This window comes from Mesorhizobium sp. B4-1-3, assembly GCF_006439355.1.
Lineage (GTDB): Bacteria > Pseudomonadota > Alphaproteobacteria > Rhizobiales > Rhizobiaceae > Mesorhizobium.
The window spans coordinates 382,377-402,041 of the sequence record NZ_VFTG01000001.1 but is presented as its reverse complement, the minus strand read 5'-3'; the positions used below and the strand labels follow the sequence as shown (position 1 = coordinate 402,041).

General features: G+C 64.8%; 23 protein-coding genes. 11 read left to right on the top strand and 12 right to left on the bottom strand.

Annotated features, from left to right (window positions below):
• The first annotated feature begins 64 nt into the window (after window positions 1-64).
• Window positions 65-598, top strand: a complete 534-nt coding sequence (locus FJW06_RS01970) for a DUF934 domain-containing protein (protein WP_140747167.1) — start codon at window positions 65-67, stop codon at window positions 596-598.
• A gap of 212 nt (window positions 599-810) precedes the next feature.
• Window positions 811-1,431, top strand: coding sequence for a DJ-1/PfpI family protein (locus FJW06_RS01965; RefSeq protein WP_140747164.1), 621 nt, complete (start codon window positions 811-813; stop codon window positions 1,429-1,431).
• Window positions 1,432-1,437: 6 nt separating this feature from the next.
• Here the strand turns inward: FJW06_RS01965 and FJW06_RS01960 are convergent, their stop codons facing one another.
• Window positions 1,438-1,656, bottom strand: coding sequence for a hypothetical protein (locus tag FJW06_RS01960; protein ID WP_140747161.1), 219 nt, complete (start codon window positions 1,654-1,656; stop codon window positions 1,438-1,440).
• Window positions 1,657-1,872: 216 nt separating this feature from the next.
• Between FJW06_RS01960 and grpE the strand changes: the two genes are divergently transcribed.
• Entirely contained in the window at window positions 1,873-2,505 is a 633-nt protein-coding gene (gene grpE / locus FJW06_RS01955; protein ID WP_140747158.1) for a nucleotide exchange factor GrpE, read from the top strand.
• A gap of 94 nt (window positions 2,506-2,599) precedes the next feature.
• Complete coding sequence (locus FJW06_RS01950) at window positions 2,600-3,232, top strand: trimeric intracellular cation channel family protein (protein WP_140747155.1); 633 nt, start codon at window positions 2,600-2,602, stop codon at window positions 3,230-3,232.
• A 78-nt stretch (window positions 3,233-3,310) separates the two neighbouring features.
• Here FJW06_RS01950 and FJW06_RS01945 read toward each other — a convergent pair whose 3' ends face one another.
• The 7 genes from FJW06_RS01945 to FJW06_RS01915 all read right to left on the bottom strand — a co-directional run bounded on the left by FJW06_RS01945 (window position 3,311) and on the right by FJW06_RS01915 (window position 10,825).
• Window positions 3,311-4,198: a GNAT family N-acetyltransferase gene (locus tag FJW06_RS01945; protein ID WP_140747152.1), complete on the bottom strand. Its 888-nt coding sequence runs from the start codon at window positions 4,196-4,198 to the stop codon at window positions 3,311-3,313.
• A gap of 183 nt (window positions 4,199-4,381) precedes the next feature.
• Window positions 4,382-6,658 (bottom strand): PAS domain-containing hybrid sensor histidine kinase/response regulator, encoded by a 2,277-nt coding sequence (locus FJW06_RS01940; RefSeq protein ID WP_140747149.1) that lies wholly within the window; start codon window positions 6,656-6,658, stop codon window positions 4,382-4,384.
• A 106-nt stretch (window positions 6,659-6,764) separates the two neighbouring features.
• On the bottom strand, window positions 6,765-7,754 hold the full coding sequence (locus FJW06_RS01935; RefSeq protein WP_140747146.1) for an MDR family oxidoreductase: 990 nt from the start codon (window positions 7,752-7,754) through the stop codon (window positions 6,765-6,767).
• Window positions 7,755-7,807: 53 nt separating this feature from the next.
• The gene (gene lspA, locus FJW06_RS01930; protein WP_140747143.1) at window positions 7,808-8,296 is read right to left on the bottom strand and encodes a signal peptidase II; all 489 of its coding nucleotides are present in this window, start codon (window positions 8,294-8,296) and stop codon (window positions 7,808-7,810) included.
• Between the two features lie 10 nt (window positions 8,297-8,306).
• A complete protein-coding gene (locus FJW06_RS01925; RefSeq protein WP_140747140.1) occupies window positions 8,307-9,167 on the bottom strand; it encodes an RNA methyltransferase in 861 nt (286 codons plus the stop codon).
• A gap of 1 nt (window position 9,168) precedes the next feature.
• Complete coding sequence (locus FJW06_RS01920; RefSeq protein WP_140747137.1) at window positions 9,169-10,251, bottom strand: class I SAM-dependent rRNA methyltransferase; 1,083 nt, start codon at window positions 10,249-10,251, stop codon at window positions 9,169-9,171.
• Between the two features lie 88 nt (window positions 10,252-10,339).
• A complete protein-coding gene (locus FJW06_RS01915) occupies window positions 10,340-10,825 on the bottom strand; it encodes a DUF1772 domain-containing protein (protein WP_140747135.1) in 486 nt (161 codons plus the stop codon).
• 101 nt (window positions 10,826-10,926) lie between these two features.
• Here FJW06_RS01915 and FJW06_RS01910 point away from each other — a divergent pair, with 101 nt between their 5' ends.
• From FJW06_RS01910 to FJW06_RS01900, 3 genes are all read left to right on the top strand, one after another.
• Window positions 10,927-11,637, top strand: coding sequence for a YafY family protein (locus FJW06_RS01910; protein WP_140747132.1), 711 nt, complete (start codon window positions 10,927-10,929; stop codon window positions 11,635-11,637).
• A 70-nt stretch (window positions 11,638-11,707) separates the two neighbouring features.
• Window positions 11,708-12,088 (top strand): VOC family protein, encoded by a 381-nt coding sequence (locus tag FJW06_RS01905; RefSeq protein ID WP_140747129.1) that lies wholly within the window; start codon window positions 11,708-11,710, stop codon window positions 12,086-12,088.
• On the top strand, window positions 12,085-12,522 hold the full coding sequence (locus FJW06_RS01900; protein WP_140747127.1) for an EVE domain-containing protein: 438 nt from the start codon (window positions 12,085-12,087) through the stop codon (window positions 12,520-12,522). Before FJW06_RS01905 ends, FJW06_RS01900 begins: the two co-directional genes overlap by 4 nt.
• Here FJW06_RS01900 and FJW06_RS01895 read toward each other — a convergent pair.
• The 4 genes from FJW06_RS01895 to sppA all read right to left on the bottom strand — a co-directional run bounded on the left by FJW06_RS01895 (window position 12,515) and on the right by sppA (window position 15,269).
• Window positions 12,515-13,477 carry an ornithine cyclodeaminase family protein gene (locus FJW06_RS01895; protein ID WP_140747124.1) on the bottom strand — a complete coding sequence of 321 codons (963 nt, stop codon included), beginning with the start codon at window positions 13,475-13,477 and terminating at the stop codon, window positions 12,515-12,517. The genes FJW06_RS01900 and FJW06_RS01895 overlap by 8 nt on opposite strands.
• Window positions 13,478-13,499: 22 nt before the next feature.
• Window positions 13,500-13,832 (bottom strand): DUF1049 domain-containing protein, encoded by a 333-nt coding sequence (locus FJW06_RS01890; RefSeq protein ID WP_140747121.1) that lies wholly within the window; start codon window positions 13,830-13,832, stop codon window positions 13,500-13,502.
• 118 nt (window positions 13,833-13,950) lie between these two features.
• Window positions 13,951-14,235 (bottom strand): integration host factor subunit beta, encoded by a 285-nt coding sequence (locus FJW06_RS01885; RefSeq protein ID WP_040990317.1) that lies wholly within the window; start codon window positions 14,233-14,235, stop codon window positions 13,951-13,953.
• A 77-nt stretch (window positions 14,236-14,312) separates the two neighbouring features.
• On the bottom strand, window positions 14,313-15,269 hold the full coding sequence (gene sppA / locus FJW06_RS01880) for a signal peptide peptidase SppA (protein ID WP_140747118.1): 957 nt from the start codon (window positions 15,267-15,269) through the stop codon (window positions 14,313-14,315).
• 289 nt (window positions 15,270-15,558) lie between these two features.
• On the opposite strand from sppA, the gene lptC reads away from it, so the two are divergent.
• From lptC to rpoN, 4 genes are all read left to right on the top strand, one after another.
• The gene (gene lptC, locus FJW06_RS01875) at window positions 15,559-16,272 is read left to right on the top strand and encodes an LPS export ABC transporter periplasmic protein LptC (RefSeq protein ID WP_140747115.1); all 714 of its coding nucleotides are present in this window, start codon (window positions 15,559-15,561) and stop codon (window positions 16,270-16,272) included.
• Window positions 16,259-16,855 carry an LptA/OstA family protein gene (locus tag FJW06_RS01870; protein WP_140747112.1) on the top strand — a complete coding sequence of 199 codons (597 nt, stop codon included), beginning with the start codon at window positions 16,259-16,261 and terminating at the stop codon, window positions 16,853-16,855. Before lptC ends, FJW06_RS01870 begins: the two co-directional genes overlap by 14 nt.
• On the top strand, window positions 16,855-17,673 hold the full coding sequence (gene lptB / locus FJW06_RS01865) for an LPS export ABC transporter ATP-binding protein (protein ID WP_140747109.1): 819 nt from the start codon (window positions 16,855-16,857) through the stop codon (window positions 17,671-17,673). Before FJW06_RS01870 ends, lptB begins: the two co-directional genes overlap by 1 nt.
• 187 nt (window positions 17,674-17,860) lie before the next feature.
• Window positions 17,861-19,384 carry an RNA polymerase factor sigma-54 gene (gene rpoN, locus FJW06_RS01860; RefSeq protein WP_140747106.1) on the top strand — a complete coding sequence of 508 codons (1,524 nt, stop codon included), beginning with the start codon at window positions 17,861-17,863 and terminating at the stop codon, window positions 19,382-19,384.
• Window positions 19,385-19,665: the final 281 nt, after the last annotated feature.

Sequence of the window (19,665 nt, the reverse complement as noted above, 5' to 3'; positions counted from 1 at the left end):
CACGATTTCGGCTCGGCCTGACCTGAATCTCAGCCTTGGAATCTTTGGAACTTTAGGATTTTTGATGACTGGATCGACGACAGCGGGGACCCGCCTCTGGACCCCGGACGGTTTTCGCGAGGACGAGTGGACGCACGCCGAAAGCGCCGAGGCGCTGGCTGGCAACGGCCGTTTCATCCTGCCGCTGCAGGCGTTCCTCGGGCTGGATGAAGACGTTCGCCAGTCAGCCAAGGAGCGTCTCGGTGTGCTGCTGCAGCCCGGCGACGACCTCGACAAGATAGCCGGCCTGTTGGATCGACTGTCGCTGGTGGCGCTCGCCTTCCCGGCCTTCAATGACGGCCGCTCCTTCTCCAAGGGCGAATTGCTGCGGGCCCGATACCATTTCAAGGGCGCCGTGCGCGCCACCGGTCAGGTGCTGGTCGACCAGCTTCCGCATATGCTGCGACTTGGCTTCGACGAATTCGAGGTCTCCAATCCGGTGTTGTTGAAGCGCCTGGAGGAAGGCAAGACCGGCGGCCTACCGGTGTACTATCAGCCGGCCGTGGAGGCGGAACCCAAGGGACCGAAATATTCCTGGCGGCGCAAGCGCCCCGGCTGACCCTGTATTGCAAGCGGCAAGGGTATCGTTCTGGTCCGACCAGCGCTGCGTACTTTGGCGGTCGGATCGGCTCAGAATAGACCCGGAACGGACACCGCATCGTTCTGGTCAGACCACATTGGCGATTCAGACTTCCCCTTCGGTTAACCTGCCCCTAGGATAGGTTCATTATTTCGGACCTCGAAATATAGCCAGCTAAGGGAGGAAAGAGCATGGCCGGTAAGAAAATACTGATGCTCGTTGGCGAGTTCAGCGAGGAGTATGAGATTTTCGTCTTTGAACAGGCCATGCACGCGGTGGGCCACACCGTCCATGTCGTATGTCCCGACAAGAAGGCGGGCGACGTGCTCAAGACCTCATTGCACGATTTCGAGGGCCACCAGACCTATACGGAAAAGCTTGGCCACGACTACATCCTCAACAAGACCTTCGCCGAGGTGAACCCGGCCGATTACGACGCGGTCTACGCTGCAGGCGGGCGCGGACCGGAATATATCCGCATCGACAAGCGCGTTCAGGCGCTTGTCAGGCATTTCCATGAGACCGGCAAGCCGATCTTCACCATCTGTCACGGCGTGCAGATCCTGATCGCGGTCGACGGCGTGGTGCGCGGCAAGGAAGTGGCGGCGCTGCATTATTGCGAACCGGAAGTGACGCTTGCCGGCGGTACCTATATCGATGTTGCCCCGACCGGCGCGCATGTCGACGGCAATCTGGTTTCAGCCAAGGGTTGGCCGGGCCTCGCCGCTTTCATGCGCGAATGCCTGAAAGTGCTCGGCACCGAAATTCGCCACGGCGAAGCGCTGATGCGCGACGACCGGAAGGCGGCCTGAGACGGGTCAATTGCGGCGCGCTGCTATCGAAGGCCAGCCGTCGCCCGCATTCTCCGCTTCGGCCTCGTCGAGGCGGTCCAGCAGGTCGCTCAGCCGCCGGGGCATCTCCTTTTCCAAGCGAAATGCCGGCAAGCTGCGCAGAAAGCGCTTCGTCGCCTCGCTGCCGGCCTGCCGCCTGATATCGTTGGCCAGCTCGGCGCGCCTGTTGCCGTGATTGCCGCTCATGTCCCAAAATCCTGTGTCGGCTTCGAAACTCCTCCAGCCCGTCTATGGTTCCCGCAACGGCACTCGAGGGCAAGCAAAGCCGCGCGATAGGGTAAAATTTGAATTAACTTCGAACGATGGCCGGACATCCTCGACCCGCGCTTACCCCTTGATTTTTGCCCTCCAAACCTCGATATCGGGCGCAAATCCAGACCAATCCGAATGACGGAAAACGCGATGAGCGACCAGGCAAAAGACGAACGCATGCCCGAAGATATGGAAGCCACCCAGGCTTCCGGCGAGCGTGCGGAAGGTGGTGTCGACGGCGACTACGAAGCGCTGGTGCGGCTGCTGAAGGAAAACGAGGAACTGAAGGACCGTGCGCTGCGCGCGGCGGCCGAGATGGAAAATCTGCGGCGGCGCACCGCCCGCGACGTGCAGGACGCCCGCGCCTATGCCGTCGCCAATTTCGCGCGCGACATGCTGTCGGTGTCCGACAATCTGCGCCGCGCACTGGACGCGATCCCAGCCGAGGCGAAGGCCGGCGGCGACGCCGGCTTCAAGGCGCTGATCGAAGGTGTCGATCTCACCGAACGCGCCATGCTTTCGGCGCTGGAGCGCCACGGCGTGAAGAAACTCGCGCCCGAAGGCGAGAAATTCGATCCGAACTTCCACCAAGCGATGTTCGAGGTGCCCAATCCGGAGGTTCCGGCCGGCACCGTCGTCCAAGTGGTTCAACCTGGCTATTCGATCGGCGAGCGTGTGCTGCGGCCGGCGATGGTCGGCGTCGCCAAGGGCGGCCCGAAGGCGGCCGCCGAGCCGAAGGTCGAGCCGGGCCCGGTGAACGAGCAAGCCGAGAAGGATGCGTGAGAGGGAGTAGCGAATAGGAAGTAGTGAGTAGGAGCTGATATTTATCCGCGGCTTCGTGCTATTTCCCTACTCGCTATTCACTACTCGCTCGCCCATGAATCCCATCGCGCTGCTCGACTACGCCGGTGTCGCCGTTTTCGCGGCGACGGGCGCGCTTGCGGCGTCGCGCAAAGAACTCGACATCATCGGCTTCCTGTTCCTGGCCAGCGTCACCGGCATCGGTGGCGGCACGCTGCGCGACGTCATCCTCAACCTGCCGGTTTTCTGGGTCGCCAACAGCGGCTATGTGCTGATCTGCGCCGTCGTCGCGGTGCTGGTGTTCTTCAGCGCTCACCGCTTCGAATCCCGCTACAAGCTGCTGCTCTGGCTCGACGCCATCGGACTGGCAGCGTTCTCGGTGATGGGCGCGGCGAAGGGGCTGGCGATCACCGGCTCTCCCGTCGTGTCGGTCGTCATGGGCGTGCTGACGGCAACCTTCGGCGGCATCCTGCGCGACCTGCTTGCCGGCGAGCCCTCGGTGCTGCTCGGACCCGAGATCTATGTCACCGCCGCCCTTGCCGGCGCCACCATCTTCACCCTCGGCGATCTGGCCGGCCTGCCAACGCTGGCGTCCAGCCTGCTCGGCTTTGCGGCTGCGTTCCTGGTCCGAGGCGGCGCGCTCAGATTCGGCTGGTCGTTTCCGGCCTATCGGAGTCGGCCGGGGCGAAGGCCGGAGGATATTCCATGAGTGAGAGGGGGATTAGCGAGTAGTCAGTAGTCACAAGAGGTGCGAGGCATGCTGCCATCTACTCACTACTCACTGATTTCACGCCGCGAAGCGCTGCCCTTCACCGCCATAATAGTTGACGTAGCGGGCGCCGATCTCCTTGACTGGCATGACGACGAAGACGTCGACAGTCGAGAATTCGTGGTCGATGACGCAGCCGTCGCCGATGCGGGCGCCGACGCGCAGGTAGCCCTTGACCAGCGGCGGCATGGCGGCGATCGCCGCCTTGGTGTTCACCGCCTCGATCGGCATCAGGTCCATGGAGCAGTAGCGTCCCGGAACCGCGCGTACATCCCAGGCGGAATTGGTGCGGCAATGATGAGCGAGATAGGTCAGCGCCTCGGCATGCGCCGCCGGCACGATGCCATGGAAAGAGGCGCAGCCGGTCATCACGCCGATGCCGTAATGGTTGATATAGGCCCAGATGCCCTGCCAGAGCGCCTCGATGGTGCGCTTGGAGCGGTATTCCGGCAGAACGCAGGAGCGGCCGAGCTCGAGGAAACGCTGGCCGGGATGCCGCGCGATCAGCTTGGTGAGCTCGAACTCGCCCTCGGAATAGAAGCCGCCGGCGGCCGTGGCGATCTCCTGCCGCAACAGGCGGTAGGTGCCGACGATGCGGCGATGCTCGGGACCGGGAAGGGACGTGTCCAACACGAGAAGGTGATCGCAGAGCGGATCGAAACGGTCGGCATCGCGACGGTCCTGCGCCTGGAACAGGTCCTTCCTCGCGCCAAGCTCGTCATAAAATACCCGATAGCGGACTTCCTGGGCGGCGGCGATCTCGGCCTCGTTGCGGGCGAGCCGCACTTCGAGGTTGCCGATCCGGCCCAGCGGAGCACCGCTTGCGACGGCGTCGGCGCTACGGGCGGCGAGCAGGGCGCCGCCGGCATTCGGCCGAGTGTCACATTCAGGCACGACTGTATGCACGAGTGATTCTCCTTCGAGCCATCCCTCTTGGCACGGGGATACGGTGTAGGTGCAACAGGATTGTGACAGTACCGTGATACGACGTGGCGGGCAATACTTTGTCGGCTGGGCAATACCTTCAACCGGCTATCTTGTGGCTGCGAAAGCCAAGCAAGCCAAGGCGTTCAAAGGGCAAAAATTTCCTCAGGCGGCAACCTGGCCCTCGACGGCCTGGACGAGCGCCTCGGGGTCGAGCGGCTTGGTCACGAAACCGCTGGCGCCATGGGCGAGCACGGCGTGCCGGGTCTTTTCCTGGCTGTCGGCCGAAAGCACCATGATCGGGATCGGTGGCATGGCGAGCGACTCCTCATGGCGACGGATGGCGGCGATCGCGTCGAGTCCGTCCATGACGGGCATGTGCAGGTCCATCAGCACCACATCGAAGCGGAACTTGAGGCCGGCATCGGTAACGGCATCGACCGCGGCCTTGCCGTTGCCGACGATCTTGACGCGATGCCCGGCCTTGAGCAGCGTGGCGCGGGCGAGCATGGCGTTGATGTCATTGTCTTCCGCGATCAGCACCGACAGGCCCTGATCGCGCTTGCGCGAGGAAGCCTGGCGCGGCTCCGGCCGCGGCTGGACGAGCGTGGAGCCATGGCTGGTCAACAGCACCCGCAGCAGGGTCTCGCCGCGCACGGGTCTGGCGAGGAAGGTGGCGTAGCCGCTGGCGCGGAATTCGCCAAGCATGCCGCGATCGGTCGGCGCGATCAGGGTGACGGCCTCGCAGTCGACAAAGCCCGACTCGCGCAGCCGCTTGAGCAGCCTGCCGTCGCTGCTTTCGAGCGCGGCGTCGATGAGGAGCACGTTGCAGCCGACAGCGAAGGGGGCGGCCTGGCCTGGTGTCGCCGCGATCGAGACGATGCCGCCATGCGCACGGATCGTGCGGGCGATGGCATCGGCTTCGGTTGCGTTTTTCGACACGATCACCGCCCGCCGGTCGGCAAGTATGTTGTGGCGATGCGGCGGCGGCTCGGTCGCGGCGACCGCCGGAAGCTCGAGGACGAATTCGGAGCCTTCGCCGAGCCGGCTCGAGACCGAGATCGTGCCGCCCATCGCGGTGGCCAGCCGCTTGGAAATGGCAAGCCCGAGACCCGCGCCGCCATGCACCCTGGTCGAGGTGCCGTCGGACTGCTCGAACTCCTCGAAAATGCGCTCCATGTCCTCTTCGCGCAGGCCCGGGCCGGTGTCGGCCACGGTGAAGCAGATGCGGTCGGTGGTTTCGGTGCGGGCGCGCGCCACGGTGAGAAGCACGCCGCCCGCGTCCGTGAACTTCACCGCGTTGCCGATCAGGTTGAGCAGCACCTGGCGCACGCGGCCGGGGTCGGCGGTGATCATCTGCGGCACGTCGGGCTTGACATGGCAGCCAAGGCCGATGTTCTTGGCGAAGGCCTTCGCGGCCAGCAGCTCGATGATGTTGTCGGCGATTTCGCGCAGCGAGGTCGGCTGCGGCTCGGGCTCGAAGCGGCCGGCCTCGATCTTGGAGTAGTCGAGCAGGTCCTCGATGAGCGCGAGCAGCGCGCTGGCCGAGGTGGAAACGGCGCCTACATAGGTGCGCTGCTCGGGCGAAAGGTCGGTATCGGCAAGCAGCTTCGCCATGCCCATGATGCCGTTCATCGGCGTGCGGATCTCATGGCTGACGGTGGCGAGGAAGCGCGACTTGGCTTGGCTCGCATATTCGGCCCGCTCGCGCGCGGTGATCAGCGAGGACTCGGCGCGCTTGCGGGCGGTGATGTCACGGGCGATGGCCCGGTGCGAGACGGAGCCGGTGTCCTTGTCGCGCACCGACAATTCGATCCAGGAGAACCAGCGCGGTCCGTTCGGGGTGCGGATCGCGACATCGGTGGAGCTCAGGCATTCACGATCGGAGAAGGCGGCGTCGGGGACGATGCCGACATCGATGCCGAGCTCGGACAAGGTCTTGCCGGCAAGGTCGCGTGCGTCGACGCCGACAAGCGAGGCAAAGACGCTGTTGGCATAAACGATATGGCCGTCGCGGTCGCGATGGACGACGAGGTCGCCAAGCGCGTCGATCAGGCCGCGGAAGCGTTCCTCGCTCTCCTGCATCTCCCACATGCGGTCGGCGAGGGTCTCCATCTCGGCCCGGCTGCGGGCGGCGGTCTCGTCGAGAAGTGCCGCGGTGCGACGCTCGTTGCGGCGGCTGCGCAGATGCATGGCCAGGCCGGCAAGGGCCGCGGCGGCGAGGCCGGCGGTCACGATGAGGGGCGCTCCGGTGAGGTGGGCGAGCCCCGCCATGACGGCGATGGCGACGATCGTCAGGAACGGCAAGCCTTCGTGACTGGCTGCGGGCAATTCGGGAGCCAGCGGCGGCGCGACAAGCACCTGCCGCTTCGGCGCATCGGCGATGAGCCTGTCAGCGCCTGCGGCTTTGCTGTCCTGTCTGATGTCGGAGTCCGCGACCATGCGCGGACCATGCCAGACAGAGATTATGGAAGATTGGGAGGGATCGTTCGAATTTTAGCGATCGCGCGGATTCCGGCCTGCGGGCCGGCGAAACCCCGACTTCCGGCTACATATCGACGACGACGCGGCCCCGGATCTTGCCTTCGACGATGTCGCGCGCGGCGGCGACGATGCCGTCGAAACCGATCGTGCGCGACAATGTCGACAGCTTCTTCAGGTCGAGGTCGGTGCCGATGCGGCGCCATGCCTCCAGGCGGACCGCCTTCGGCGCCATCACCGAATCGATGCCGAGCAGCGAGACGCCGCGCAGGATGAAGGGCGCGACGCTTCCCGGCAGGTCCATGCCGCCGGCCAGGCCGCAAGCGGCGATCGCGCCGCCATAGGAGGTCATCGACAACACATTGGCCAGGGTATGGCTGCCGACCGAGTCGACGCCGCCGGCCCAGCGTTCCTTGGCGAGCGGCTTCGCCGGCTGGCTGAGCTCCTCGCGCGAGATCACCTCGGCCGCGCCGAGGTCGATCAGATAGGGGCTCTCGGCGTTGCGGCCGGTCGAGGCGATGACATGGTAGCCAAGGCTGGACAGGATCGAGATGGCGACCGAGCCGACGCCGCCGGCCGCCCCCGTCACCACCACCGGACCGCGGTCGGGCGCGATGCCGTGACGCTCCAGCGCCATGACGGAAAGCATGGCCGTGTAGCCCGCCGTGCCGACGGCCATGGCATCATGCGCGCTCATGCCCTCGGGCAACGGCACCAGCCAGTCGCCCTTGACGCGGGCGCGGCCGGCATAGGCGCCGTAATGCGTCTCGCCGACGCCCCAGCCGTTGAGGATGACCTTATCGCCCTTGCGCCAGTCGGCATGCGAGGAGGAGATCACGGTGCCGGCGAAATCGATGCCTGGAACCAGCGGCCAGCGGCGCACGACCGGCGCCTTGCCGGTGATGGCGAGCCCGTCCTTGTAGTTCACCGTCGTCGCCTCGACGGCGACGGTAACGTCGCCTTCCATCAGGTCGGCCTCGGTGAGGTCGACGATATCGACGGACTGCTTCTTGTCCGCATCGCGCGAAACGAGGATGGCTTTGAAGATATCTGACATTTTTTCTCCTCGGTTCTGGCTGGTGGGAAGTCTGCGGTTTCAACCGCATCAGGTCAATTGCCGAGATCCTGGGACTTGGCTTCGCGCCGCCAGCCGATCAGCTCGTCGAAGACGACAAGCGCTGCGCCGACCGAGATGAAGGCGTCGGCGAGGTTGAACACCGCGAAGGACCAGACGGGCGTGTGGAACAGGATGTAGTCGATGACGTGGCCGTAGACGGCGCGGTCGACGAGATTGCCGAGCGCGCCGCCGATGATGAGCGCAAAGCCGATGCGGGCGACGACATGGCCGGCCGGCGTGCGCGTGGCGAGATAGAGCACGAAGGCGACGACCAGCACGGCGATGATCACCAGGCCGGTATCGCCGAAGGACTGGAACATCGAGAAGGCGATGCCGGTGTTGTAGGTGCGGAACAGCGCCAGGAAGGGCAGGAGGTCGACCTTCTCCTGAAAGGCGAGACCGTTCTCGACCAGTTGCTTGATCCACTGGTCGAGCGCTATGGCAATGACGACCAACAGGACGTAAGGGGACCAGGATTTCACTTATCAGTCCTCATCGCGAGTCCGTGGCGGGCTCGAGCTTCAACGCGCTGCGCCTTATCTCGAACAGCATCACGCCGGTGGCGACCGCCAGGTTGAGCGAGTCGGCGCGGCCGGCCTGGGGGATTCGAAGCAGCCGATCGCAGCTTTCGGCAAGGCTGTCCGGCAGTCCTTGCTGCTCGTTGCCCATCAGCAGCAGAACCGGTCCCCTGGTGAAATCGACCGAGCGATAGTCGACCGCGCCCTTGAGGTGCGTGCCGACGACAAGACCCGAAAAATCGCGCAGCCAGGCGAGGAAGGCCTGCTCCGTCGCCCTGGCGACCGGCACGGCGAAGATCGAGCCCATGGTGGCGCGCACCGTCTCCAGCGAGAACGGATCGGTGGTGTCGCCGACCAGAATGACGCCCCTGGCGCCGACGGCGTCGACGGTGCGGATCACGGTGCCGAGATTGCCGGGGTCGCGGACCCGGTCGAGCGCGACCCAGACATCGCCGTCCCTGGCGCGGATGTCCTTCAGCGGCACGGTCTGCTGAGCGAAGACACCGACCACCATTTGCGGGTTTTCGCGGCGGGTGATGGCCGCGAGCACCTTTTCCGAGACTTCGAGCACCGTGCCGCCGGCGGCAACGGTCCGCGCGGCGACCTTTTCGACGGCGGCGTTGCCGCGTCCGGCCTTGGCGAAGACCAGGGTCCTGATCGACCAGCCGAGGTCGAGCGCGTCGATGACGAGCTTCAGGCCCTCGGCCATGAAGGCGTTCTGCTGGTCGCGGAATTTCTTCAGCGCAAGCGCCTTGATGTCCTTGACCAGCGGATTGGCAAGGCTGGTGACTTCCTTGACCTGCCCGACAGGGCGCGCACCGTCATGTGCCGTCATTTCAAGCCACCCAGCGCGAGAACAGCGAGGTCGACAGCGCGCGGCCGGCGGATTTCTCGCGAATGATCAGTTCGCCGGATTCGACCGTGCCGCCCATGCCGGCGAAGGTATCGCGCATCAGCGCATGGATGGCGAAGAAGGAGGCGCGGATCGAATAGGCGGTGAGGACGACGGCGAGCGGTTTCGGCGTCAGGATCGAGCGGCAGAGGTCGGTCAGGCCAGGCAGGTCCTCGAACAATTGCCAGACCTCGCCTTTGGGGCCGCGGCCATAGGCCGGCGGATCGAACAGCACGATGTCGTAGCGGCTGCCGCGGCGCTCCTCGCGCTCGGCGAATTTCACCGCGTCCTCGACGATCCACCGGATCGGCTTGTCGGCAAGCCCGGCCATCTCCTGGTTCTCGCGGGCCCAGCCGATCGCCTTCTTCGAGGCGTCGACATGGGTGACCTCGGCGCCGGCGCGGGCCGCCACCAGCGAGGCAAGGCCCGTATAGCCGAAGAGGTTCAGCACCTTGACCGGGCGCTTCGCCGCCGCGATCAGCCCGGCCATATGGTCCCAATGCGAAGCCTGCTCGGGAAAGACGCCGACATGGCGGAAGGACGTGAAGCGGCCGAGATAGTCGATGCCGTCATGCTTCATCGGCCAGGTCTCGCCGAGCGGCGCCTTCGGAAAGCGCCAGCGGCCGATGCCTTCCTCGTCGGTGTCGCCGGTGAAGACGGCGTCGGCGCGCTCCCATTCCTTCGCAGGGAGGGCGCGCTGCCAGATCGCCTGGCCCTCTGGACGCACGATCCGGTAGGGGCCGTATTGCTCGAGCTTCTCGCCGGCGCCGCTGTCCAGCAAGGTGTAGTCGGCGTTGGGCGCGACTTCCAGGATCAGTGGCAGGCGCTCGGCGGGCAAGGTACCCTCGCGGCGCGCAAGCACGCGCGGCGCCGGCTTGGCCTCCTGCCGATCCGCTGGTTTCGTTTCACGGCGCTCCGCGGGCGCTGCCTGCTGCCGTCCCGCCGCGAACGCCTCACGCGGGCGGGGCTGATCCGCCCTTGCGGGATGCGGGCGGCCATCGCGGCGTTTGTCGCGAAAAGATTTCAAGAAGGATCATCTCCGGCGGTTCGGCCCGCTTCTGCCACAGCTCAGCCCACCGGCGCAACAAAGCGCGGCTTATTCAATGGTGGGACCGTCACCCGTGCCGGAGGCCGAGCAGGCCGAAACAAAGCGAAATGAAGCCAAGCGCCTTCCCCACCGTCACCGCCATATGGCCGGTTTCCCAACGCAGTCGGACGGCTTCGAAATTGTCGGGGATCGGTCCCGGCCTCCAGGTCGCGAGAATGTCGTTGGCCGGTTTGACCAGTCCGAACCAGAGTGCCAGCGAGACGGCATAGAGCAGTGTGGCGACCAGCACGAACCGGAAGGCAAGCGGGTCCGCACGCAGCATCCAGGCAAGCAACGCGGGACAGAGGATCGCTGCGATATCGAGCGGCGCCCCGATGACGGCAAAAAGCAGAAACTGGCCGTTGAAGACCGTCGCCTCGCGCCACAGCGCCGGCGACCATTTCGTCAGCCTGGGCAGTGATTCCAGCACATGCGCAAAGGACGGCCCAAGGCTGAGCGCCGCGACGAAAACGGTCAGCACCGACCAGAACAACAGGGTTCCGCGCATCTCCATTGGGGAGACAACGGGAACGAGATGCAGGCGTTCCGTGGCATCGCACTGCTTGCCGTGATGTGCAGGCCAGCCCTATTGTCCGGCACGCCGGTTAGCCATTGATGTCCCGTTCGGAACGCCTGCTCGACCTGATCCAGATCCTGCGCCGCCATCGCCGGCCGGTGAGCGGCCGCACGCTTGCGGACGAGATGGGCGTGTCGATCCGCACGCTTTATCGCGACATCGCGACGCTGCAGGGGCAGGGCGCGCCGATCGAAGGCGAGGCGGGGCTTGGCTATGTGCTGAAGCCCGGCTTCATGCTGCCGCCGCTGATGTTCACCGACGAGGAGATCGAGGCGATCGTGCTCGGCTCGCGCTGGGTGGCAAAGCAGCCCGACAAAAGATTGGGCGTCGCGGCGACGGATGCGCTGGCCAAGATCGCCGCGGTGCTGCCGGATGACCTGCGCGACGATCTCGACGCCACGACGCTGCTCGTCGGACCGCGCTCGGAAAATCCCGAAGCGATCGACCTAGGCATCGTGCGGCAAGCAATCCGCGACGAGCACAAACTTGGCTTCCTTTATCGTGACGCCGGTGGAGCGGCGTCGAAGCGGCTGGTCTGGCCGTTCGCGCTCGCCTTCTTCGACAAGGTGCGGGTGATGGTGGCGTGGTGCGAAACGCGCCAGGATTTCCGGCATTTCCGCACCGACCGGATCTCCGGTCTGACAACCACCGCCATCCGTTATCCGCGCCGCCGCCAAGCGATGCTGAAGGAATGGCGGGCCGGCCTTGACGTGCCTGGCCAGAACGGCGCGAAGGACGCTTCCGCCTGATCGCTGCTGCCAGAATCTGACAGCAGGCCCGCGTATGGTCTCCAAGGTTCAGACCCTTTGGAGATCAAATATGACCACGCCGAATTTCGTCATCCTCTATGTCGACAGTCCGGAAAAGAGCGGCGCGTTCTACGCTTCGCTGCTCGGACGCGAGCCGGTCGAAGCCTCGCCGACCTTCGTCATGTTCGTGCTCGACAAAGGCTTCAAGCTCGGCCTCTGGTCGCGCCACACGGTCGAGCCGGCTGCGGCGGCAGCAGGCGGTGGCGGCGAGCTCGTGATCGTGGTCGAGAATGCGGCGGCGGTCGATGCCGCCCATGCGGATTGGGCTGGCAGGGGTCTCAACATTCTGCAGACCCCAACCGATCTCGATTTCGGCCGCACCTTCGTGGCGCTCGATCCGGACAACCATCGCCTGCGCGTGTATTGGCCGTTCGAGGGAGCGCAAGGATGAGCGCCTTCTGGGTGGCCGTCGCATCGGCCGTGCATGTGCGGATCGGCCGCAGAGATGGCTTCATGCAGGTCAACCATGGCCAGGTGGCGCCGCTGCGCCGCATCAAGCCAGGCGACGGCATCGTCTACTACTCGCCGAGCACGGTACTCGGCGAGAAGGACGGGCTGCAATCCTTCACGGCCGTCGGCACGGTGCGGCAAGGGGAAGTGTATGAGGGTGTCATGGGTGGCGGTTTCACGCCAGCCCGGCGCGATGTCGATTGGTTTGACGCCAAGGAAGCGCCGATCAAGCGGCTGCTCGGCAGGCTGGACTTCACCGCCGGCAGGCCAAACTGGGGCTACCAGCTGCGTTTCGGCCTGTTCAAGATCAGCGAGCGTGATTTCCGCCTAATCGGCGAGGCGATGGCGGCAAAGCGAGCGGCGCCAGCTATTTGAGCGCCTTGTAGATGGCGATGCCTGCGGCGAGGTCTTCAAGCGCTGCCCCGACCGACTTGAACAGCGTGATCTCGTTGTCGGTTTGCCGGCCCTGCTTCTGGCCGCGCGCGAGCTCGTGCAGGTCGGCGACGATCGCTTCCGGCTCCAGCACGCCCGAGGCCAGCGGCTGGACGATGTCGCCGGCTTCCTTGGTTGCGCCGGCCCGGGTGTCGACATAGACGCGGGCGCGCTTGATCGCATCGTCATCGCTTTCGCGCATCGTCGGGGTAAAGCCGCCGACGAGATCGACATGGGCGCCCGGCTTCAGCCGCGCGCCCTTGACGAGCGGCGTGTTCGAGATGGTCGCGGAGGCGATGATGTCGGTCTCGGCAAGCTCCGCGTCCAGATCGCCGGCCGCATTGGCCGGAAAGCCTTCGGCGCGCAAGGCGGCGGCCACCTTTTCGGCATTGGCGGGCGTGCGGTTCCAGATGCGGATCGAGGTGATCGGCCTGACCGCCGAATGCGCCTTGGCGAGGAATGGCGACAGCGCGCCGGCGCCGATCACCAGAAGCCGCGAGGCATCCTTGCGGGCGAGATAGGAGGCGGCGAGCGCCGAGGCGCAGGCTGTGCGCCACTGTGTCAGCCGTTGGCCGTCGATCAGCGCCTGCGGCTCGCCGGTGACGCCGTCGAGCAGAAGATAAAGGCCCATCACCGCCGGCTTGCCGATAGCATTGTTGTCTGGCGACACGGTGACGATCTTGACGCCGATATGGCCTCCCGCCGAGGTGCCGGCGGCGTTGAAGTCGGTCCAGGCCGGCATCAAAAGCAGGGTCGAGGCCGCACCGTCCGGCCGCTCCACGCCGTGATGGTGGCGAACCGGCTGCACGGCGCCCTCGCGGAAAGCGGCGCGCAATGTCTCGACAAGGCCGGAAAAGGTCAGCGCGCGGTCGACCTCTTCGGCCGAAATATGCAGCATCGGAGGCTCCGTAGGGCGTTGTTCAGTTCGTGGGCTTGGGCAGCGCCGGCCCTTTGAGCGCCGCCGGCGGGCGGCCCACCGCCTGGCGCAGGTTTTCGGCTTCCAGACCGCGCTGGCGCGCGAGCTTGCGGTAGCGCCCCTGCTTCACCCAGGTCGCCACGCTGCCGACGATCATACCGACGGCCAAGGCAATGAACAGGAAGATGAAGAGCGGCAGGTTCAGCGTCAGCGCGGGATTGCCGGGATGAAACGGATCGAGCGTGAAGGCGACGGCGCCGCGATTGGCGACGGCGAGCGCGATCAGGATGATTGCCAGCGGCACGAAGACCACGACGAGGATGAAGCGATTGAACATCAGATCTCCACAGAGAGAAGCTTCCTAAGCGCGCATGTCCTTGCCCCGAACCGGCCTTCCACTCTCGGGAGACATGCTTTAAGCGCCAAGATGCCCTCTCAACCCGCCGGCGCGGCGCCTATTTGCCGCTGTTCAGCCTTTCGCGCAACTCCTTGCCGGTCTTGAAGAACGGCACCCACTTTTCCTCGACCTCGACGGATTCGCCGGTGCGCGGGTTGCGGCCGGTGCGGGCGGGGCGGTTCTTCACCGAAAAGGCGCCGAAACCGCGCAGCTCGACCCGGTTGCCCTCGGCAAGCGCGTCGGTGATCTCGTCAAAGATCGCGCCGACGATGTTTTCAACGTCGCGCAGGAAAAGGTGCGGGTTGCGCGCGGCAATGATCTGCACAAGCTCGGATTTGATCATAGAACGTTCCCCGTAAAACCACTGCAGTCGATTATCAGGATGATTTTATTGCTTTTTTGGCTCGTCCCAGCGAGATGTCAAGGGTGCCAGACCGAAACGAGACCGTCAAGAAACAAGCGGTCGGCGCCTAGCTCGTGAATGACATCGCCGCCGGCATCCGGCAGGCCAAGCGCCTTGGCCGCCAGTTTTGCCATCGACTGGGAGAACAGGAAGCCGCCACGCCTGTCCCTGTCCTTCCACTCGACGACCTTGAGCTTGGCGTCCACGCCCTTCGTCGCCAGCCAGTCGATCGCCTCCTGCTCACCGCCGACGGCGTCGATCAGATGGTTGGCCAAAGCTTGGCGGCCGGTGAAGATCGAACCGTCGGCCAGCGCCAGCGCCTGCTCATGCGTCATCTTGCGGCGGTCCGCGACGATGCCGACGAACCAGTCGTAACTGTCGAGGATCAGCTTGCGCACCATGGCGCGCTCATCGTCATTGGTCGGCTTGAATGGCGAGGGCGAGGCCTTGAGTGGCGACGATTTCACTTCCTCCAGCTTGATGCCGAGCTTGTCCATGAGGCCGCTGACATCGGGGTATTGGATCAGCACGCCGATCGAGCCGACGATCGAGGTCTTGCGGGCGACGATATGGTCGGCTGCGCTGGCGATCATATAGCCGGCCGACGCCGCCAGCGTGCCGACCTCGGCCACCACAGGCTTGTCGCCGGCAAGCTTGCGCACGGCTTCGAATGTCGACTCGCCGCCGACAGTGGTGCCTCCGGGCGAATCGATCGACAGGATGACGCCCTTCACCTCCGGCGACTTGCGGATCGATTCCAGCCTTTTGAGCAGGTCCTCGTCCTCGGTGATGGTGCCTTCGATCGTGACCTTGGCGATGTGCGGGACCGCCCGGCCGGTAAAATTGTCGTCATAGAGCCAGGTCGAGAAAGCGATAATTGCGGCCGCCAGAACCAGAAACGCGACCACGCGCCAGAAAGTCAGCTTGCGGCGCAAGCGGCGGCGGTCGATCAGGTCGTCGGCTCTCATTGCCATCGTCAGCCTCATGGATCGGTGGGAAAGCACGCTTTTAAAGCAAGCCTTGGCACACGGCTACCGTTTCCTGAAAATGCCCGCCATGAAGCGTTGACGCCGGCCTCACGAAAAATTAACGCAACCAAGTCCCTATCTGCTATAAAGTACAGCGGTCTCGCCGGATTCCTGTCGATTACGCTGGCGGCCGGTTGTCACATTTTTGCAGTTTTCCTCCGCTTGTGCTTGCTTGTAGGTGCCGGCATACCACCTATAGGCGGTGTTTGGGCGGGCAAAGGTCCATTAGAAAGTCATGTTGGCGCGATCTGACGAAACCAGCCATGCCGGTGAGGCATCGGCCCCGGCCACCCAAGGCGGCACGCGTGGCGATGCCTTCAACCGCGCGCGGCGCCACTCGCGCCGCGTGCGCGTGCTGAAATTCGCGGTGCCGCTGCTCGCGGTCGCGATCGCCGTCGCTTTTCCAGTCTATTCCTATCTCAAAGCGCCTCTTGCCGTCTCGGTGCAGGCCGACGGCACGGCGTTTTCCGACGGCAAGCTGGTGATGGCCAATCCGAAGCTCAACGGCTTCACCAAGCAGAAGCTGCCCTATTCGCTGACGGCGACCAGGGCGACGCAGGATGTCGGGCAGCAGGCCGTCATCGATCTCGAAGGCATCAACGCCAAGCTGCCCGTCGCCACCGACAACATCGTGTCGGTCGATGCCGCGCACGGTATCTACAATCGCGACGCCAACACCATGGACCTGACCAGCGAGGTTAGCGTGACGACGACGGACGGTCTGGCGGCGAAGTTCAAATCGATCTTCCTAGACATGGGCAAAGGCTCTATGAAGACGAGCAATCCGGTCGATGTCAGCCGCGGCGGATCGCGCATCACCGCGGACTCGATGGCGGTCGAGGACAATGGCAGGCTCGTGGTCTTCGAGAACCGGGTTCGCGTCAACATAGATCCAGCCGCGCTGAAGGCAGCGGGGGTAAACGGTGGAGAACAGAATGCGTCGCAGTAAATCGGCATGGCTTGCGGGCGCTGCTTCCGGATTGCTGTTCTTGGCGACGGCGCATTCCTTCGCGCAGTCGAGCGCGACCAGCCAGATGTCCGGGCTCAAGCTGTCCGGCGACCAGCCGATCCAGATCGAAAGCGACAAGCTTGAGGTCCGCCAGGCCGAAAGCATGGCCATATTCAGCGGCAACGTCACGGTCAATCAGGGGCCGACCCTGCTCAAGGCCGGCAAGATGACGGTCTACTATGTCAAGGATGCCAATGCCGGCAAAAGCGCCGCGGCCGGCGCGTCGGCGATGACGGGCGCCGCCAATATCGACCACCTGGAGGTGGAGAACAAAGTCTACGTCAAGTCGAACGATCAGATCGCCACGGGCGACAGCGGCACGTTCGACATGAAGACGCAGGTGCTGGTGCTCAAGGGCAAGGAAGTGGTGCTGTCGCAGGGCGACAATGTGCTCAAGGGCTGCAAGCTCACCGTTCAGATGAAGAGCGGCCTCGCCAATGTCGACGGCTGCGGCGGCCGCGTGATGATGTCGTTCACGCCCCAGAAGCAAGGCGCGCAGCAGCAGGGAGCGTCGGGCAACTAATGGCCGGCGTTTCCTCGCTGCTGGCCCGTCTTCCGGGACGGGCGGCCGCAAAGCCGGCTGCGCCGGCGACGGTCGGCACCGACAAGGCAAAGTTCAAGGGCACCCTGATCGCCAAGGGCCTGACCAAGAGCTACAAGGGCCGCAAGGTGGTGAGCGGGGTGACGCTCGGCGTGCGTGCCGGCGAAGCCGTCGGCCTGCTCGGCCCCAATGGCGCCGGCAAGACCACCTGCTTCTACATGGTCACGGGCCTTGTGCCGGTCGATGAAGGCTCGATCGAGATCGACGGTTTCGACGTCACGTCGATGCCGATGTACCGGCGCGCCCGCCTCGGCATCGGCTATCTGCCGCAGGAAGCCTCGATCTTTCGCGGCCTGAACGTCGAGCAGAACATCCGCGCCGTACTGGAGGTGGTCGAAAAGGATCGCACGGTGCGTGAACGCAACCTCGACGAGCTGCTCGAGGAATTCCACATCAGCCATCTGCGCAAGGCGCCGTCAATGTCGCTGTCGGGCGGCGAACGGCGCCGCCTAGAAATCGCGCGGGCTCTGGCGACGCGGCCGGCCTATATGCTGCTCGACGAACCCTTCGCCGGTATCGACCCGATCGCCGTCGCCGACATCCAGCAGCTGGTTCGCCACCTCACGGCCCGCGGCATCGGCGTCTTGATCACCGATCACAATGTGCGCGAGACGCTCGGCCTGATAGACCGCGCCTATATCATCCATGCCGGCCAGGTGCTGACGCATGGCCGCGCCGACGAGATCGTCGCCAACGCCGATGTGCGGCGTCTCTATCTCGGCGAGGGCTTCACGCTCTGAGCGCGGGTTTTCGGGCGGTGGCGCGATTTTCGAAGTCGCGTGGCGGTTTTCGCTATTTTAGCGCTCGATAACGCTCCGGTAAGCCGCAGCTGCTAGCGTTTTCCTTGACAAGCAAAAGCCGGGCCAGTTTCTATGCCCGACCGAAAAACAACTGTACGACGCGTAGACGAGGCGTTTGAATCCCACCATGGCGCTGGCAGCCAAACTGCAGCTCAGACAGTCCCAGTCGCTGGTGATGACGCCGCAGCTGATGCAGTCGATCCGTCTGCTGCAGCTCACCCATGTCGAGCTCGAGCGCTTCATCGACGAGGAGATCGAGCGCAACCCGCTCCTGGAGCGGGCCGAGTCGCAGGACGACGCCGTGGGCGACCAGGCCCAGAAAAGCGAGACGGCGCCGGATCGGGATTCCGATGGCGACTGGTTCGAGGACGAGACGGAGTGGAGCGCCGAAGCGATCTCGCAAAAGCTCGATTCCTCCCTGGAAAACCTGTTTCCCGACGATCCCGGGATCCATGAGAGGTTGGGGCCAGACCTTACGGCGCAGTGGAAGTCGGCCGCCGGCGGCGGCATGGCGTCATCGGAAGGATTCGACGTCGGCGACATGGCCGCGGCCGTCGTCACGCTGCGCGAACATGTCGGCGAGCAGATCGCGCTTGCTTCGCTGAACCCCGGCGATCGGCTGATCGCGGGCGAGTTGGCCGACGGGCTCGACGAAGCCGGTTATTTGCGCGCCGACCTCGGCGAGATCGCGGCCCGGCTCGGTGCGGACAACGCTACAGTGGCGCGCGTGCTTGGCGTCTGCCAGACCTTCGAGCCGCCAGGACTTTTCGCGCGCGACCTTGCGGAGTGCCTCTCGCTGCAACTTGCAGGGCGCGACCGGCTCGATCCGGCGATGAAAGCGCTGGTCGCCAATCTCGAGCTTCTGGCGCGGCGGGATTTCCAGACGCTGAAACGCATCTGCGGCGTCGACGAAGAGGACCTCCTCGACATGCTGGCAGAGATCCGCGCGCTCGATCCGCGTCCCGGCCTGGCGTTTTCGGGCGGCGCCAGCGATGCGATCGTCGCCGATGTCGAGGTGCGCGCGGCCAATGATGGCAGCTGGGCGGTGGAGCTCAACGCCGACACGCTGCCGCGCGTGCTGGTGGACAATGTCTACTTCGCCCGTGTCTCGAGCCACGCCAAGGGCCAGGCGGAAAAGGATTTCCTCGCCGAATGCCTGCAGAACGCCAACTGGCTGACGCGCAGCCTCGATCAGCGGGCCAAGACCATTCTCAAGGTGTCGTCGGAAATCGTGCGGCAGCAGGATGCCTTCCTCGTCCATGGCGTGCGCCACCTCAAACCACTCAACCTGCGCACAGTGGCCGATGCCATCGGCATGCATGAATCGACCGTCAGCCGCGTCACCGCCAACAAATACATGCTGACGCCGCGCGGCGTCTTCGAGCTGCGCTATTTCTTCACGGCATCGATCGCCTCGGCCGAAGGCGGCGAAGCGCATTCGTCCGAAGCCGTGCGCGACCGCATCAAGCAGATGATCGAGGAGGAAAAGCCCGCCGACGTGCTTTCCGACGACGCCATCGTCGACATGCTGAAGGAAAGCGGCATCGACATCGCCCGCCGCACCGTCGCGAAATACCGCGAGGGCATGAATATCGCCTCCTCCGTGCAGCGGCGACGCGAGAAGCGGGCTCTGGCCAACGCCGGCCGCTAGGCTTGCCCCGGAATCCCGACAAGCCTTGGTCTGTACCAGACAGGCTGATTCCCTGCAGTTCCCAAGCTTGATTGACAAGCCGCAATGAAGTGTCTAGAAGCCCGCCCGCATGAGCAGGGTGGTAATGCCCGCTGGCAAATGGGTCCGTCAGACACGGCCACGGACGGCCAAGAAGGCGACTTGTGATCAACCGGAAAGTTCGGGTCTAAAATCGGCGCGCATGCCGCTGCGAAGCTTGTGCGCGCACACCACGGGTATAAACTCGGGAACAGTTTGAAGCC